Origin of the sequence: Pigmentiphaga sp. YJ18 (genome assembly GCF_038066655.1) — a bacterium.
In the GTDB taxonomy this organism is placed as follows: Bacteria; Pseudomonadota; Gammaproteobacteria; order Burkholderiales; family Burkholderiaceae_B; genus Pigmentiphaga.
On sequence record NZ_JBBUKU010000002.1, the window covers coordinates 607,298 to 623,992 of the forward strand.

At 69.9% G+C, this 16,695-nt stretch carries 11 protein-coding genes; 10 read left to right on the plus strand and 1 reads right to left on the minus strand.

What is annotated here, in order from left to right; all coding sequences use genetic code 11:
- Positions 1–134 precede the first annotated feature (134 nt).
- From WKR98_RS16655 to WKR98_RS16690, 8 genes are all read left to right on the plus strand, one after another.
- Complete coding sequence (locus WKR98_RS16655; protein ID WP_341434161.1) at positions 135–1,373, plus strand: efflux RND transporter periplasmic adaptor subunit; 1,239 nt, start codon at positions 135–137, stop codon at positions 1,371–1,373.
- An 18-nt stretch (positions 1,374–1,391) separates the two neighbouring features.
- On the plus strand, positions 1,392–4,583 hold the full coding sequence (locus tag WKR98_RS16660) for an efflux RND transporter permease subunit (RefSeq protein WP_124689577.1): 3,192 nt from the start codon (positions 1,392–1,394) through the stop codon (positions 4,581–4,583).
- Positions 4,584–4,599: 16 nt separating this feature from the next.
- Complete coding sequence (locus WKR98_RS16665; RefSeq protein WP_341434162.1) at positions 4,600–6,075, plus strand: efflux transporter outer membrane subunit; 1,476 nt, start codon at positions 4,600–4,602, stop codon at positions 6,073–6,075.
- A gap of 166 nt (positions 6,076–6,241) precedes the next feature.
- Positions 6,242–6,700, plus strand: coding sequence for a hypothetical protein (locus tag WKR98_RS16670; RefSeq protein WP_124689575.1), 459 nt, complete (start codon positions 6,242–6,244; stop codon positions 6,698–6,700).
- A gap of 126 nt (positions 6,701–6,826) precedes the next feature.
- A complete protein-coding gene (locus tag WKR98_RS16675; protein ID WP_124689574.1) occupies positions 6,827–7,549 on the plus strand; it encodes a response regulator transcription factor in 723 nt (240 codons plus the stop codon).
- Positions 7,546–9,222 carry a FecR domain-containing protein gene (locus tag WKR98_RS16680; protein WP_341434163.1) on the plus strand — a complete coding sequence of 559 codons (1,677 nt, stop codon included), beginning with the start codon at positions 7,546–7,548 and terminating at the stop codon, positions 9,220–9,222. The genes WKR98_RS16675 and WKR98_RS16680 overlap by 4 nt, the downstream gene beginning before the upstream one ends.
- A 15-nt stretch (positions 9,223–9,237) precedes the next feature.
- Complete coding sequence (locus WKR98_RS16685) at positions 9,238–11,592, plus strand: CHASE2 domain-containing protein (RefSeq protein WP_341434164.1); 2,355 nt, start codon at positions 9,238–9,240, stop codon at positions 11,590–11,592.
- Positions 11,593–11,892: 300 nt separating this feature from the next.
- Positions 11,893–13,101: an MFS transporter gene (locus WKR98_RS16690; protein WP_238160411.1), complete on the plus strand. Its 1,209-nt coding sequence runs from the start codon at positions 11,893–11,895 to the stop codon at positions 13,099–13,101.
- A 19-nt stretch (positions 13,102–13,120) separates the two neighbouring features.
- Here WKR98_RS16690 and WKR98_RS16695 read toward each other — a convergent pair whose 3' ends face one another.
- Positions 13,121–15,028 (minus strand): choice-of-anchor I family protein, encoded by a 1,908-nt coding sequence (locus WKR98_RS16695; RefSeq protein WP_445936106.1) that lies wholly within the window; start codon positions 15,026–15,028, stop codon positions 13,121–13,123.
- 138 nt (positions 15,029–15,166) lie between these two features.
- On the opposite strand from WKR98_RS16695, the gene tadA reads away from it, so the two are divergent.
- Positions 15,167–15,667, plus strand: a complete 501-nt coding sequence (gene tadA, locus WKR98_RS16700; RefSeq protein ID WP_124689570.1) for a tRNA adenosine(34) deaminase TadA — start codon at positions 15,167–15,169, stop codon at positions 15,665–15,667.
- Complete coding sequence (locus WKR98_RS16705) at positions 15,664–16,692, plus strand: LD-carboxypeptidase (RefSeq protein ID WP_341434165.1); 1,029 nt, start codon at positions 15,664–15,666, stop codon at positions 16,690–16,692. The genes tadA and WKR98_RS16705 overlap by 4 nt, the downstream gene beginning before the upstream one ends.
- Positions 16,693–16,695 lie beyond the last annotated feature (3 nt).

Genomic DNA, 16,695 nt, shown 5'->3' on the forward strand with positions numbered 1-16,695 from the left:
CTCCTGCCGCCTGTTGGGCGGCGATTGTTCGTTCTGGATGAATAGTGTTTGTAAAAACGCAGGATTTATCGGCAACACAATAACACTCAGAATCGGGCATCGCTGTATTCACCCATACGAGCCCGAGGTTTTTCATGTTTCGTTTTCGCAAACGCGCGCTGGCGGTCACGCTGGGCGTTGCCGTGCTTGGCGTTGCCGGCGGCATCGCCGTGCAGAGAATGCCGGCCCTGGCCGGCCAGGAAGCCCCCGCCGCTGCGGCCCCCGCGGCGGCCGTGGACGTGGCCGAGGTCGTCAGCCGTACCATCACGGACTGGCGCGGCTACTCCGGACGGCTGGAAGCGGTCGACCGCGTCGAGATCCGGCCCCTGGTGTCCGGAACGCTGACCGCGGTGCATTTCCAGGACGGCGCCCTGGTCAGGAAAGGCGAGGTGCTGTTCACCATCGATCCGCGCCCCTACGCGGCCGAAGTCGCCCGGGTCCGGGGCCAGCTTGCCGCGGCCGAGGCCCGTGATGCCTATGCCGCCTCCGAACTGGCGCGCGGCCAGCGGCTGTTGTCGGACAACGCGATCGCCAGGCGCGATTTCGAGGAAAAGCAGAATGCCGCGCGCGAGGCGGTGGCCAACCTGCAGGCCGCCCGGGCTGCCCTGGAAGCCGCCCGCCTGAACCTGGAATACACGCGCATCACGGCGCCGGTCAGCGGCCGCATCTCGCGCGCGCAGGTCACCGTGGGCAACGTGGTCGCCGCCGGGGCGGCGTCGGCTCCGCTGACCACGCTGGTCTCGACGGCGCGCATGTACGCGGCCTTCGACGTGGACGAACCCACCTACCTGAAAATGGCGCAGGCCAGCCGCGCGGGCTCGGGCGCCATCCCGGTCTACCTTGGCCTGGCCAACGAGGAGGGCCATCCCCGCAAGGGCACGGTCAGCTTCATCGACAACCGGCTGGACGTGGCCTCGGGCACCATCCGCGTGCGCGCGGTGTTCGACAATCCGGACGGGCAACTGATTCCCGGTCTGTACGCGCGCGTGCAACTGGGCGGCGGCAAGCCGCGCGACGCGCTGCTGATCGACGAGCGTGCGGTCGGTACCGACCAGGACAAGCGTTTCGTGCTGGTGCTGGACGAGGGCAATCGAACCAGCTATCGCGAAGTCCGGCTGGGCAACGCCAACGGCGGCCTGCGCGTGGTCGACGCCGGCCTGAAGGCGGGCGAGCGCATCGTGGTCAATGGCCTGCAGCGCGTGCGGCCGGGCGAACCGGTGGCGCCGCGCGAGGTTCCCATGGCGGGGCAGCCGGGCCGGTTCGCGGGCGATGGTCCGCCGGTCGACGGCCAGCCGGCCGGTGCGCAGGCCGGCCGCCAGCCGAAGCAGGTTTGAGGCGGCCCGGACATCATCATGAATATCTCCAAGTTTTTCATCGACCGGCCCATCTTCGCGGGCGTGCTGTCGGTCCTGATCCTGCTGGCGGGCGCGCTGGCGATGTTCCAGCTGCCCATCTCGGAGTATCCGGAAGTCGTTCCGCCCTCGGTGGTGGTGCGCGCGCAGTATCCCGGCGCCAATCCCAAGGTGATCGCCGAGACCGTGGCTTCGCCGCTGGAGGAGTCCATCAACGGCGTCGAGGACATGCTGTACATGCAGTCCCAGGCCAACAGCGACGGCAACCTGGCCGTTACCGTCACCTTCCGCCTGGGCATGGATCCGGACAAGGCGCAGCAACTGGTGCAGAACCGGGTGTCGCAGGCGCTGCCGCGCCTGCCCGAGGACGTGCAGCGGCTGGGCGTCACGACCATCAAGAGCTCGCCCACGCTGACGATGGTGACGCACCTGATCTCGCCGGACGACCGCTACGACATCACCTACCTGCGCAACTACGCGCTGATCAACGTCAAGGACCGCCTGGCGCGTATCCCGGGCGTGGGCGAGGTGCAGCTGTGGGGCGCCGGCAACTATTCGATGCGCGTCTGGCTGGATCCGCGGAAGGTCGCGCAGCGGGGGCTGACGGCCTCGGACGTGGTGGCGGCGATACGCGAGCAGAACGTGCAGGTCGCGGCCGGCGTGATCGGCGCTTCGCCCAGCGCGTCCGACGTGTCGCTGCAATTGTCCGTGAACACGCAGGGGAGGCTCCAGACCGAATCGGACTTCGCCAACATCGTGCTCAAGACCTCGCCCGACGGCGGCGTGACGCGCCTGTCGGACGTGGCGCGGATCGAGCTGGCGGCGGCCGAGTACGGCCTGCGTTCGCTGCTGGACAACAAGCCGGCGGTGGCGCTGGCCATCATGCAGTCGCCCGGCGCCAACGCGCTGGCGGTGTCGGACCAGGTGCGGGCGGCCATGAAGGACATGGCCAAGGACTTCCCGCCCTCGGTGGACTACCGCATCGTCTACGATCCGACACAGTTCGTGCGCGCCAGCATCAAGGCGGTGGTGGTCACGCTGCTGGAAGCGGTGGCCCTGGTCGTGCTGGTGGTGATCGTGTTCCTGCAGACCTGGCGCGCGTCCATCATTCCGCTCCTGGCGGTGCCGGTCTCCATCATCGGCACGTTCTCGCTGATGCTGGGCTTCGGCTATTCGATCAACGCGCTGTCGCTGTTCGGGATGGTGCTGGCCATAGGCATCGTGGTGGACGATGCCATCGTGGTGGTGGAGAACGTCGAGCGCAACATCGCGGCCGGGCTGACCCCGCGCGAGGCCACGTACCGGGCCATGCGCGAGGTCAGCGGCCCCATCATCGCCATCGCGCTGACGCTGGTCGCGGTGTTCGTGCCGCTGGCCTTCATGACCGGCCTGAGCGGGCAGTTCTACAAGCAGTTCGCCATGACCATCGCCATTTCCACGGTGATCTCGGCGTTCAACTCGCTCACGTTGTCGCCGGCGCTGGCGGCCTTGCTGCTGAAGTCGCACGATGCCCGGCCCGATGGCCTGACGCGCGTGATGAACCGTTTGTTCGGCGGCTTTTTCCGCCGCTTCAACGACATGTTCGGCCGGGCCTCCGATCGCTACGGCGCCGGGGTCACGGGGGTGATTTCGCGCAAGGCCATGGTCATGGGCGTGTACGGCGTGCTGCTGGCGCTGACGCTGGGCGTTTCGTCCATCGTGCCGGGAGGCTTCGTGCCCGCGCAGGACAAGCAGTACCTGGTCGCCTTCGCGCAGTTGCCCAACGGCGCCTCGCTCGACCGCACCGAGGACGTCATCCGGCGCATGTCCGACATCGCCCTCAAGCAGCCGGGCGTGGAAAGCGCCATCGCGTTCCCGGGGCTGTCGATCAACGGCTTCACCAACAGCTCGAGCGCCGGCATCGTCTTCGTGTCGCTCAAGGACTTCCATGAACGCAAGGGCAAGGACGTCTCGGCTGCCGCGATCTCGGACGCGCTCAACCAGCAGTTCTCGGCCATCAAGGAATCGTTCATCGCGGTATTCCCGCCGCCGCCCGTGATGGGGCTGGGCACGCTGGGCGGATTCAAGCTGCAGATCGAAGACCGGGGCGCGCTGGGCTACGCCGAACTCGACGCGGCGGCGCAAGCCTTCGTGGCGGCGGCGCAGAAGGCGCCCGAACTCGGGCCGACGTTCAGCAGCTACCAGATCAACGTGCCGCAGCTGGATGTGCAACTGGACCGGGTCAAGGCCAAGCAGTTGGGCGTTGCCGTCACCGACGTGTTCGACACCATGCAGATCTACCTGGGTTCGCTGTACGTGAACGACTTCAACCGCTTCGGCCGGGTGTATCAGGTTCGCGCGCAGGCCGACGCGCCGTTCCGCGCCCACCCGGACGACATCCTGGCGCTGAAGACCCGCAACGCCGCGGGCGAGATGGTGCCGCTGTCGTCCCTGGTGGACGTGCGTCCGACCTTCGGGCCGGAGATGGTCGTGCGCTACAACGGCTACACCGCCGCCGACATCAACGGCGGGCCGGCGCCCGGTTATTCCTCGGACCAGGCCCAGGCCGCCGCCGAGCGCATCGCCGAGCAGGTCCTGCCACGCGGCATGAAGCTGGCCTGGACGGACCTGACCTACCAGCAGATCCTGGCGGGCAATGCCGGCGTCTGGGTGTTCCCGATCAGTGTGCTGCTGGTGTTCCTGGTGCTGGCGGCCCTGTACGAGAGCCTGACGCTGCCGCTGGCGGTGATCCTGATCGTGCCGATGAGCATCCTGGCCGCGCTCACGGGGGTCTGGCTGACGCGCGGGGACAACAACATCTTCACCCAGATCGGCCTGATGGTGCTGGTGGGCCTGGCTTCGAAGAACGCCATCCTGATCGTGGAGTTCGCGCGCGAGCTCGAATTGCAGGGCAGGTCGGTGGTCGAGGCAGCCATCGAGGCCAGCCGGCTGCGCCTGCGCCCCATCCTGATGACGTCCATCGCGTTCATCATGGGCGTGGTGCCGCTGGTGACCTCCTCCGGCGCGGGCTCGGAGATGCGGCATGCCATGGGCGTGGCGGTGTTCTTCGGCATGCTGGGCGTGACCCTGTTCGGCCTGTTCCTGACGCCGGTCTTCTATGTATTGCTGCGGCTGGCAGGGGGTGCGCGCAAGCTGCACTCGGCCGCGCAGCACGAGGCGCCCATCGTGGCGGCCCATCATCCGGGGCACTGAAGTGAAAGAAAATTCCATGAAGAAAAGTCTGCGCGGCGTGGCGCTGGCCGCCTTGCTGGTCCTGGCGGGCTGCGCGGTGGCGCCGCCCTACGATCCCCCCCGCGCCGACGTGCCGGCCTCGTTCAAGGAGGCGGCCGGCGGCAACTGGAAGGCCGCGCAGCCAGCCGAGCAGGCCCATCGGGGCCGCTGGTGGGCGGTGTTCGGCGATCCGGTACTGGACCAGTTGCAGGAACGGGCCGCGGACGCGAACCAGAACCTCAAGGCCGCGGTGGCGCGCCTGGCGCAGGCCCGGGCGCGGCTGGGCGAGGCGCGGGCCGACCGGTATCCCCGTGTCGACGCGGGCGTGGGGCCCACGAGGCAGCGGCCGTCGCCGGCATCCAGGGGACTGCCCGCCGAGGCGAACACCTCGCCGTCGACGCTGTGGCGAGCCCAGGCTTCCGTGGCCTACGAAGTGGACCTGTTCGGCCGGGTCGCGGCCGGCGTCGACGCGGCGTCGGCCCAGGCGGAGCAGGGCGAGGCCCTGCTGCGTTCGGTGCAACTGGCCGTGCAGGCCGACGTCGCGCAGGCCTATTTCCTGGTGCGCGAACTGGACGCGGGGCAGGAGCTGTACGGCGGCACGGTGGCCCTGCGTGAACGCACGCTGGCGCTGATCCAGCGCCGCTACGACGAAGGCGACATCAGCGAACTGGACCTGGCGCGGGCGCGCACGGAACTGGCTTCGGCACGGTCCGAGGCGCTGGACATCGCCCGTCAGCGCGCGGCGGCCGAGCACGCGCTGGCCATCCTGCTGGGCGAGGCGCCGGCCGCCTTCAGCCTGCCCGCGCGTCCGCTGGCCAGGCTGGCGGTGTCGGTGCCGCCGGGCCTGCCGTCCGACCTGCTGGAGCGCCGGCCCGACATCGCCGCGGCCGAACGCGCGATGGCCGCCGCCAACGCCCGCGTCGGCGTGGCGCGCACGGCCTTCTTCCCCAGGCTGGAACTGACCGGCGCGCTGGGCTACGAGTCCGCGCAGCTGGGCGATCTGTTCAACTGGTCCAGCCGTACCTTCCTGTTGGGGCCGCTGGTGGGCACGATGCTGACGCTGCCCATCTTCGATGGCGGACGACGCGAGGCGGGACTGCAGGCCGCGCGGGCGGCCTACGAGGAAGAGGCCGCCAATTACCGGCAGACGGTGCTCACGGCCTTCAAGGAAGTCGAGGACAACCTGGCGAATCTGCGCATCCTGGCCGACCAGTACCGCGCGCAGGACGAGGCGGTGGCGTCCGCCGCGCGCGCGGCGCGGCTGTCGCAGATCCAGTACCGCGAAGGATCGGTCAGCTACCTGGACGTGATCGACGCCGATCGCAGCGTGCTCCAGCAGCGCCGGGTGGCGACCCGCCTGGATGGGGAACTGGCGCGTTCCACGGTCAACCTGATCCGTGCGCTGGGCGGCGGCTGGGAAGGGCAGGCCCCGGCCCCCGCGGCGGCGCTGTTGCCCGCGCGCCAACCTTCGTAACAAGCCGTGGCCGCGGCCCGCCGGCCCCGGGGGCTGCGGTCTTTGCTGTACGGAACGCTTACATAGTCGCGATCCGCGTCCATCGCGGGCGGCCATGCCACGCCTACACTGGATCGACGCGCCGGTCCCGCGCGCCGGGACCTTTGCTGCGCGAAAGGAGTCAGGCATGGACATGAAGATCAAGCATCGCGCCCTGGGGCTGGCGGCGGCCGCCCTGGGGGCTGTTCTGTTTACGTCGGCGCAGGCCGCATCCGGCACCGATTCCACCTACCAGGAGGAAATGGCGCGCTGCAACAGCGGCCTGTCCGGACAGGACCGCGCGACATGCCGGCGGGAAGCCGGCGCGGCCCTGCAGGAGTCGCGCCGCGGCAACCTGCGCGGCGCCAGCGATTCGGCCTACGAGCAGAACCGTACCCAGCGCTGCAACGCCTTGCCGCAAGCCGACCGGGCCGCCTGCATGGCCCGCGTGGACGGAAGAGGGACGGTCAGCGGCAGCGTCGAAGGCGGAGGCGTGCTGCGGGAATACCGGGAAGTGGAGACGCCCGCGCCCGGTTCCCCGACGATGCCGTCGGGCTCGCCAGGCCCCGCGATGCCTCGTCCCGGCGACGGACCCGGCATGCGCTGACGCCTTCCCCCAGGCGGTTTTCCCCTTGATCCGCCGCGAAATCCCCCGGAAAGTGAGGCTTTCCGGGCGTCGCGGCGCGCCCCGTTATAAAATGCGCTGGCTTTACATCGATCTTTGGGGGGCCAGGTGCGCATCGCCATACTGGAAGACGATCCGGCACATGCCCGGATCATAGAAAAGACGCTGCTGCAGGCGGGGCACGACTGCCATCTGTTCGAGGATGGCAGGGCGATGTTGCGCGACCTCCATCGCCAGAGCTATGACATGTTCGTGCTGGACTGGCACGTGCCGCACATCGAAGGCCCCGAGATCCTGGGCTGGATCCGCCGCAACCTGCCGCCGCACCTGCCGGTGCTGTTCGTCACCAGCCGCGACGAGGAACAGGACGTGGTCGACGGCCTGCAGGCGGGCGCCGACGACTACATGTCCAAGCCCATCCGTCCCATCGAACTGCAGGCCCGGGTGGCCGCGCTGCTGCGCCGGGCCTATCCCGAGGCCTCGCGCCCGAGCCAGCCGGGCTTCGGCGCCTATACCTTCGATCTGCACCGCCGCGAGGCCCGGATCAACGGCGAGCCGGTCGAACTCAAGCCCAAGGAATACGAACTGGCGCTGTACCTGTTCCGCAACCTGGGGCGGCTGCTGACGCACGAACACCTGCTGGAAGAACTGTGGGGCACCAGCGCCATCGACACCCGCACCGTGACCACCCACATGTCCCAGCTGCGCCGCAAGCTCGATCTGCGCCCGCATAACGGCGTGCGGCTGGTGCCGGTCTACGGCCTGGGCTACCGCTTCGAGATGCTGGCCGATCCACCCGCCCCGAACGACTCCAACGACGACTCCCCATGAAGAACCTATCCAGCATGGATGCCGGCATCCGGCTGTCCGCGTGGGCGATCGCCGCCGCCTGCGCGTTCGGCACGATGGCGGCCCATGCCCAGCAGGCCGAACCGGTGCGCCACCTGGTGCGCGACGGCGATACCCTGTATGACCTCGCCCAGGCCTACCTGGAAGATCCCGGCCAATGGCAGGCCCTGGCCCGCGAGAACGGCAACCCCAATCCGCACAGGCTCAAGCCCGGTTCCGTGATCGTCGTGCCCGACGAACTGCTGCGCAAGAAGCCCGGCGGCGCGCGCGTGGTCCACGTCTCGGGAGGCGTGCGCTATACGACGCGCAGCGGCTCGACGGGCGCGCTGGAACGTGACATGCGGCTGATCGACGGCGACCGCCTGAGCACCGATGCCGGCGGCTTCGCCACGCTCGAGATGGCCGACGGCTCGGTGGTCCGCGTGGCGGGCGATTCCGAGCTGCGCCTGGAGCGCCTGAAGTACAGCCTGACGAAAAAGCGTGCCGACACCTCGCTGGTCCTGGACAAGGGCCGCGTCGAATCGCGCGTGGCGCCGCAGCGGCCCACGGGCAGCCGCTTCCAGGTCGATACGCCGTTGATGGCCGCCGGCGTGCGTGGCACCGAATTCGGCGTTTCGATGCGGGAAGGCAGCGCGGCCACCAGCGACGTCCTGGAGGGGGAGGTCGAACTGCGCGTGGCGCGTTCGGGCGCCACCGCGCGGGTCGCGGCGGGCGTGGGCGGCGCGGTCGCCACCGATGCGCCGGCGGCCACGCTGACGCCGCTGCTGGCGGCGCCGGACTTGTCCGGTGTCCAGGCCCTGCAACAGCGTCCCATCATCGACCTGGCGTTTCCCGCGCTGGCCGGCGCGGCCTCCTACCGCGCCTTCATCTGGCCCGCCAGCACCGCCGAACAGGTAGCCAGCAACCTCGTGACCACCACGCCGCGCGTGCGCTTCGCCGGGCTCGACGACGGCGACTACGTGGTGCGGATCAACGGCGTCGACGCGCAGGGTATCGAAGGCCGTCCGGTCACCTGGCCGATCAAGCTCAAGGCCCGGCCCGAACCCCCGGTCACCATCGCCCCGCCCGACGGCGGCGTGGTGGAGCAGACCGAGGCCGTGCTTCGCTGGACGGGAGCGGACGGCACCATCGGCTATCGCCTGCAGGTGTCGCGCGACCAGGCCTTCACCCATCCCTTCGTCGACGAAAACATGTTGTCGGCGGACTCCCACGCCGTGGGCGGACTCACCTCGGGCAACTATTTCTGGCGCGTGGGCAGCGTCATCCAGGGCAAGGACGGCAAGCCGGACGCCGGGCCCTACAGCGACCCGCGTCGCTTCATGGTGCGCCTGCCCGTTGGCGGCAAGCTCGGCATGAGCCAGCAGGGCGACGAAGTCGTGTTGAGCTGGGACGGCGAGGAAGGCCAGAACTATCTCGTCCAGGTCGCGCGCGACACCGGCTTTGCCGGCATCGCCGCCGAGCGCCGCACCACGGAGCGCAAATGGGCGCTCGAGGCCTTGCCCGCTGGCGAGTATTTCGTCCGTATCCGGGCGACCGACAGCGACGGCTACGTGCGCGACTTCACACGTCCGCAACGTTTCCGCGTCAACCGTACCGTCCGCAGCGGAGACGGTTCGCTGCGTTCGGGTGACGGCCAGGAAATCCAGCTTCCCTAGCGCGGCCTTTCCCGCATGGACCGCCAGGTACCATCCGCCACGCAGCGCCCGGGGCCCCGGCGGTCCCGGTCCGCGATCCGCGGCATCGCGGTCGTCGCGGGACTGCTGCTGGCCGCCTTGCTGGCCTGGCAGAATGGTCTGGGCCGCCTCGACGCGGCCGTCTACGACTTCTTCAGCAGGCTGGACCCCGCCGCGCCCAGCCAGGACATCGTGGTGGTGGCCATCGACGAGTCCAGCCTGGCGAAAGTGGGCCGCTGGCCCTGGAGCCGCGACCAGCAGATCGACCTGATCGAGCGCATCGCCCAGCAGTCGCCGGCCGCGCTGGGGCTGGATCTGTTGTTATCCGAGCCTGCGGCCGACCCGTCGGTGGACCTGCGCATGGCCGAGGCCATACGCCGCAGCGGCAACGTCGTGCTGCCCGTGTTCACCGCCGAAGCGGGGACCAGGGTGCAGGCCATGCTGCCGGTGCCGCCGCTGGCGTCCGCGGCCCGGGCGCTGGGGCATGTCTCGGTCGAGCCCGATGCCGATGGCGTGGTGCGCAGCGTCTTCCTGCGCGAAGGCACCCGGGACCGGCAATGGAATCATTTCGCGCTGGCGTTGCTGCGGGTGGCCGGCCACCCGGTCGCCGATCCGCTGCCCGGCAACCGGGCGCCGGCCGACCCGCAGGCCGCGCCGGGCGCGTGGTTGCGGGACTTCTGGATGCACATCGACTATGCCGGGCCCGCCGGCACCTATCGCACGATTCCCGCCGCCCAGGTGCTGGCGGGCGAACTGCCCGACGGCGCGCTGGATGGGCGCATCGTGCTGGTCGGGTCCACGGCCGCGGGCCTGGGCGACGTGTATCCCACGCCCTTGTCGGCGCGCCAGCGTTTCACGCCGGGGGTCGAGATATCGGCCAACGTGATCGACAACCTGATGTCGGGCACGTCGCGCCGCATCATCGAGCCGTGGATGGGCGCGCTGCTGACGGTGATGCTGGTGGCCGCGATGCTGCCGGCGCTGTGGCTGTTCGCGCCGGGCTGGGCGCTGGCGGCGTCGGTGGCGGGCATAGGCGTGGCGGCGGCCGCGAGCGGCGGCCTGTTGCTGGCCGAGGGCCTGTGGTGGCCGCCCGGCGCGGCCGTGCTGGCCATCGCGGCCTTCTACCTGGGATGGAACTGGCGGCGCCTGGAGCGCGCGGCCAGTTATCTGGTCGACGAACTGGGTCGGTTGAAGCGCCATGGCGCGGTGCTGCCGCAGGACGCGGCGGCCCCCGCCGGCGATCTGATCGACCGGCGCATCCACGATCTGGCCCGGGCCACGGGGCGCCTGCTGGATGTGCAGGCCTTCATGTCGTCCGTGATAGAAAGCCTGCCCGAGGCGGCGCTGGCCGTGGGCGAGGACGGCCGAGTCCTGCTGGCGAACCGGCAGGCCGTGCGGCAGTTCGGCGCGGCCGCGGCCAAGGGGGCGGACATGGCCGGCCTGCTGGCGGGCTTCACGCTGGTGGGCGGCGGCCCGCTCAGCTGGCCCGCGGCGGTCGCGCCGGGACATTTCGCCGAATGCCGCGATGCCGCCGGGCGGGCCTTCCTGTTCGAGTACGCGCGGTGCGCGGGAGAGGAGGGCGGCGAGACCGCCTGGATCGCCACCCTGGTGGACATCAACCCGCTGCGCGAGGCCGAGCGCAAACGCGATCAGGCCCTGCGTTTCCTGTCCCACGACATCCGCTCGCCGCAAGGCGCCATCCTGGCCTTGCTGGAACTGCACCGCAGCGACCCGGGCGAACTGGCGCAGGACGAATTGCTGGACCGCATCCGGCGCTACGTGCTGCGCACGCAGTCCCTGGCGGAGTCCTTCGTCGAACTGGCCCGGCTGGCGACGGCGCCGGTCCGGGACGAGCGGGTCGAGGGCACGGACGTGGTCCTGGACGCCGCCGACGAGTGCTGGAGCCTGGCCCAGGCCAAGCACATCGCGCTCGGCGCCGACGTACCGGAGGACGGCGCGCCGCTGCGCGGCGACCGTTCGCAACTGACGCGCGCGCTGATCAACCTGATCGGCAACGCCATCAAGTACAGCCCGCCGCACACGCACGTGGATTGCCGCCTGGCCCGCCGGGGCAAGCTGTGGTGTTTCGCGGTGCGGGACCAGGGGCGGGGCATCGCCGCCGAGGACCAGGCTCGCCTGTTCCAGGAGTTCTCGCGCGTGGGCGGCGCGGAGGACGGCGACGAGCCGGGCTTCGGGCTGGGACTGGCCTTCGTTAAGGCCGTGGTCGACCGGCATGGCGGACGGGTAGAGTGCGAGAGCGCGCCGGGGCAGGGCAGCGAATTCCGCCTGCTGCTGCCCGCCACGGTAAACAACGCTGAACCGCAGGGGCAGCCGCGCGACGGGAACGCGTAGACTGCGGGCTGTTTACGAGGTCTGTGGTACGCATGACTGAACGGCTATTGGTGGTACTCATCCTGTGCGCGGCCGTGGCCGCGCCGTTCTGCCTGGTCTGGCTGAACGCACGGGCGCTCCAGACGGACTTCAGCGTGATCCATCCGCTCCACGCAGCGGGCCCGAAAGGGGGCCTGGCCCCGGGCGAATGGTATGATGCGGCCCGGTCTTCCTGTTTGCAGTCGTAAGCGTAAACGTCATCCCATGCGCTGAACGCCGCGCCGGCCCACTGGGGCCATGCGCGCCGCTTATCGACATCCGATGATGAACAACGCTACGCCTTCCGTCTCCTCTCCCTCTTCCCACGAATCCACGCTGCGCCTGCTGCCGCTGGTCGCCATCGTCTTTTCCGGCTTCCTGGCCGTCGGCCTGCCGCTGCCCGCCTTGCCGCTCTATGTCAACGGCGTGCTCGATTTCAGTCCGCTGGCGGTGGGCTGGATCATCGGCCTGCAGCCGCTGGCCACGATTCTTACCCGCAAGTTCGCCGGCACCTACGTCGACAGGCACGGCCCGCGCCAATCGGTGATGATGGGCCTGCCCATGGCCGCGATGGCGGGCCTGCTGTACGTGGCCTCGGCCCTGATTCCGCACCCGTCGGTCGCGCTGGCCGTGCTGGTTGCCGGCCGCCTGTTGATGGGGCCGGCCGAGAGCCTGTTCCTGACCGGCACCATGACCTGGGGCATAGGCAGGGTGGGCCCCCAACGCACGGGCATCGTGATGTCCTGGCAGGGCATCGCCATGTTCGCGGCGCTGGGCCTGGGCGCGCCGCTGGGCGTGTGGGTCATGCAGAACGTGGATTTCCTGGCGGTGGGGCTGGCCACGGTGGCCTTCCCGGTGGTGGGCCTGCTCATCGCCTCGCGGGTGCCGCCCGTGCCCGTGGCGGCCGGCGCCAGGAAACAGGTGCCGTTCCTGCGCGTGATCGGCATGATCTGGCGGCAGGGCGGCGCGCTGTCGCTGGCCTCGGCTCCCTTCGCCGTGCTGACCGCCTTCGTCGTGCTGTATTTCGCCAGCCGCGGGTGGGAAGGCGCTGGCCTGGCCCTGACCGGTTTCGCCGCGGGCTACATCCTGGTGCGGCTGTTCTTCGGCCGGCTGCCGGATCAGTTGGGCGGACGCAAGGTCGCGGCGGTCTCGCTGGTAATCGAGGCGCTGGGCCAGTTCCTGTTGTGGATGGCGCCCAGCCCCGGTTTCGCGCTGGCCGGCGCGACCCTGACGGGCGTGGGGTTCTCGCTGGTGTTCCCGGCCATGGGCGTGGAAGCCATGCGCCGCGTGCCGCCCGAGAGCCGTGGCGTCGCCGTGGGCGGATTCCTGGCCTTCGTGGACATCACCTCGGGCGTGACCGGACCGTTGGCGGGCCTGCTGATCGGCGCCTACGGCTATCGCGCCGCCTTCCTGGCCGGCCTGGCCGCCTGCGCCGTGTCCTTCGCCGTCATCGTGTTCGGCATGGGCAAGGAACCGCAGCGAGGCGCCTGAATCCGGCGCCCCGGCTTGCCTACTCCAGTACGCGCGCGACTTCGTAGATGGCCGTCGTGCCGCTGACCTCGTTGCCGACCAGCAGCAGCGGCTGGCCGGTGGGCGATTTCGCGGCGGGCACGAACTTCAGGCCTTCCGGGCCAAGATCGCCCATCTTGGCGAGGTTGTCGTTGGACGGCGCTTCCGTCCAGTTCGCGCGGGTGTTGAAGTAGTCCATGAACACCGGTGCCTTGGGGTCGGTGATGTCGTAGACCATTACGCCACCCATGCGCTCCAGGCCGATGAAGGCGAAGGTCTTGTCGCCCATCACGCCGATTTCCACGCCTTCGGGCTCGGGCCCCTTGGCGTCGCTGCGGCTGTCGAAGGTGGCCTGTTCGTCATGGCCGGTGTTGAAGTAGGCGGCGCAGGGCACGTCGCGGTCGGGGCCCACCTTGCACGCGTCGCTGGCCAGCATGCGCTCGAACTGCGCGCCCGAGTCCCACACCAGCTTGCCGTCCTGGTCCCAGATCGAGAACGAGCGGCCGCCGTAGGCATACAGGTGGTCGTACATGATGCGGTCGCCGGTGGGGTCCTCGATGCCCTGGGCGTTGAACTTGACCGGCTTGCCGGTGGCGTCCTGGCGATAGCCCATGGTCCACGAGATCTGCAGGCGGCCCAGGATGTCGTCGTCGCGGCAGGCGCCCGGCTTGTCGGCCGTGGCGCCGCAATAGGCGAAGGTCTCGGGGTTCAGCAGGGCGCCGGCGGCCAGCGCGTCGAGCTGCGGCGGCAGATCGTCGCCGCGGCGGCGGGCGAAGCCGCTGCTATGAACCAGGTGCTTGACGCGGAACTCCTCGACGAAGCCCTTGCTGGCGTCGCCTTCCCAATAGGCGTCGTCGTCCTCGCCCCAGGCCCGGGCGTCGCCTTCGTTGGCGGTCACGAGATAGGTCTTGCCGCCCGCCGTGTACGAGGCGATGGCGTCGGGCAGGTACATGCCGCGCACGCCGGGGAAGGTGCGGATATCCAGCTTGGCGGGCTCGTCGCTGGCGTCCATCGCGTTGGCTTCCAGGCCATGGTCCTTGTAGCCCAGCGGCAGGATGTCGGTCACGGTGGCCGTGGCGATGTCGATGCGCGCCAGGGCGTTGTTCTCCTGCAGCGTGGCCCATGCGGTCTTGCCGTCGGCGGACACGGCGATGTATTCGGGCTCGAAGTCCTGCGAGGCGCTGGCCTTGGGGCCGAAGATGCGCACGCCCTTGGCGCGCAGCTCGGCTTCCTTGCCGTTCCACGCGGTGAAGCCGGCCACCCGGGCCGACGGCGCCGCCGGATTCGAGACGTCGATGACGCTGACCGAGCCGGCCGGATCGATCTGGTAGTCGTCGCTGGGCTCGCCCTCGTTGGCGACCAGCAGGGTCTTGCCGTCGGGCGTGAAGGTCAGCATGTCGGGCAGGGCGCCCACGCCGACCTTGCCCAGCAGGGCCAGCGTATCGGCCTTGTACAGCGCGGCGAAGCCCGGATCGGTTTTCGTCGCGGCCTGGATGGCGACCGCGACGATGCCGTCATGGACGGCGACGCTGTTGATCTCGGCGCCGGTCGAGATGGTCGAGGCGTCGATGGTGCCGATGTGCTTGGGGCTGGCGGGCGTGCTCAGGTCCAGCACGTCGACCACGCCATTGCGCGCGTTGACGACGAAGCCGCGCTTGCTGGCCGCGTCGAAGGCGGGGATTTCGGCGGCGCTGACACCGAACTGCCCGGCGGAATAGCGACCCAGCATCTTCAGGCTGATGCTCTTGGGCGTCGGCTCCGCGGCCGGAGGCGGGGTGACCGGCGGCGTCGTGGGGGCCGCATCGTCGCCGCCATCGCCCAGGCAGGCCGCCAGGGGAAGGGCGACCGCCAGGGCGCACAGGCTGCGGGCAAGGATCGTCATGCGCGAGGGCTGGGTGGCGAGTGTCATCGTTCGGTCGGGTGGGTTGGACAAGCGCCGCATCATGACGGAGTAACATGACAGTCATATGTAAGGACTCCAGGCCGTTCCCGAGCCGAACGGGGCCGCCCCGCGCGGTAGAATGCGGCGGTTCATTCCTTCCCTCCCATGTCCGATTCTCCCGATGTCATCCTGATGCGGCGCGCGCTGGCGCTGGCCGAACAAGCCTGGCGCGACGGCGAGGTACCGGTCGGCGCCGTGCTCTGCGACGCTTCGGGCCGCATCCTGGGCGAGGGCGCCAACCGCCCGGTCGGCAGCCACGATCCCACCGCGCACGCCGAGATCCAGGCCCTGCGCGCGGCCTGCCTGGCCGCCGGCAACTACCGCCTGCCCGGCGCCACGCTCTACGTCACCCTGGAACCCTGCGCCATGTGCATGGGCGCCATGCTGCACGCGCGGCTGGCGCGCGTGGTGTATGGCGCGTCCGATCCCAAGACCGGGGCCTGCGGCGGCGTTCTCGACCTGCCGTCCATTGCCGTGCTGAATCACCAGACCCGGGTCGAGGGCGGCGTGCTCGCCACCGAATGCGGCGAACTGCTCCGCGCCTTCTTCCGCCAGAAACGCGAGGCCGCCCGCGGCGGCCCGCCACTTCCTTCCGAGTCCGCATGAACCGACGCCGCTCTTCCCCCGCCGACGCCCACCCCGGCCACGATGCGCACCCCGGCCACCCTCATGGCGATGCCGGCGGCCACGATCATCACCACGACCACGGCCATGGACCCGGCCTGGATTTCCCGCCCTTGGGAACCCGGCCCGGCGTCTACCTCGTCTCGCCCTCGGGCGCGGTGCCCGACCCGGAGGTCATCGCGCGCGCTCGAGGCCACCTGAAGGCGCACGGCTTCCATCCGGTCGCCGACCGCGGCGCGCTGCTGCGCCATGAACGCTTCGCCGGCACCGACGACCAGCGGCTGGCGGCGCTGACGCGCGCGATCACCCAGAAGCATCCGATCGTGATGGCGACGCGCGGCGGCTACGGCCTGTCCCGCATCCTGCCGCGCATAGACTGGAAAGCCATGGCCGACAGCGGCAAGCGCTTCGTCGGACACAGCGATTTCACCTTCTTCCAGCTAGCCTTGCTGGCCAGGACCGGCGTCGTCAGCTATGCCGGCCCGATGGCGGCCTTCGATTTCGGCGGCAAGCGTGTGGACGATCTGACCGCGGCGATGTTCGGCGAAACCCTGCGCGGCGAACTCGAGATCCTGAGCTTCGAGTCCGAGGAGGCCGACCCGGTCGACTGCCGCGGCGTCCTGTGGGGCGGCAATCTGGCGGTGCTGGTTTCGCTGCTGGGCACCCCGTATTTCCCGCGCACCCGCGGCATCCTGTTCCTGGAAGACGTCAACGAACACCCGTACCGGGTCGAGCGCATGCTGGTGCAACTGGCCCAGGCAGGCGTACTGGCGCGGCAGCAAGCCATCGTGCTGGGCAGCTTCACCGACTACAAACTCACCCCGCACGATGCCGGCTATGACCTGCGCTCGGTTGTCGAATGGCTGCGGCGCGAGGTGAAGGTGCCGGTCGTGACCGGCCTGCCGTTCGGCCATGTGAAGACCAAGGCGACGCTGCCGGTGGGAGCGAAGATCGGCCTGGCGACCGAAGCCGGCATGGCCTATCTGGTCTTCCCGCACGGACACTGAAGC

What these genes read in the sequence shown, in the direction of transcription:
- WKR98_RS16695 (WP_445936106.1), bottom strand. Translation starts at nt 15,028, where the DNA reads ATGACACTCGCCACCCAGCCCTCGCGCATGACGATCCTTGCCCGCAGC.
- WKR98_RS16660 (WP_124689577.1), top strand. Translation starts at nt 1,392, where the DNA reads ATGAATATCTCCAAGTTTTTCATCGACCGGCCCATCTTCGCGGGCGTG.
- WKR98_RS16680 (WP_341434163.1), top strand. Translation starts at nt 7,546, where the DNA reads ATGAAGAACCTATCCAGCATGGATGCCGGCATCCGGCTGTCCGCGTGG.
- WKR98_RS16670 (WP_124689575.1), top strand. Translation starts at nt 6,242, where the DNA reads ATGGACATGAAGATCAAGCATCGCGCCCTGGGGCTGGCGGCGGCCGCC.
- tadA (WP_124689570.1), top strand. Translation starts at nt 15,167, where the DNA reads ATGTCCGATTCTCCCGATGTCATCCTGATGCGGCGCGCGCTGGCGCTG.
- WKR98_RS16690 (WP_238160411.1), top strand. Translation starts at nt 11,893, where the DNA reads ATGATGAACAACGCTACGCCTTCCGTCTCCTCTCCCTCTTCCCACGAA.
- WKR98_RS16705 (WP_341434165.1), top strand. Translation starts at nt 15,664, where the DNA reads ATGAACCGACGCCGCTCTTCCCCCGCCGACGCCCACCCCGGCCACGAT.
- WKR98_RS16685 (WP_341434164.1), top strand. Translation starts at nt 9,238, where the DNA reads ATGGACCGCCAGGTACCATCCGCCACGCAGCGCCCGGGGCCCCGGCGG.
- WKR98_RS16655 (WP_341434161.1), top strand. Translation starts at nt 135, where the DNA reads ATGTTTCGTTTTCGCAAACGCGCGCTGGCGGTCACGCTGGGCGTTGCC.
- WKR98_RS16665 (WP_341434162.1), top strand. Translation starts at nt 4,600, where the DNA reads ATGAAGAAAAGTCTGCGCGGCGTGGCGCTGGCCGCCTTGCTGGTCCTG.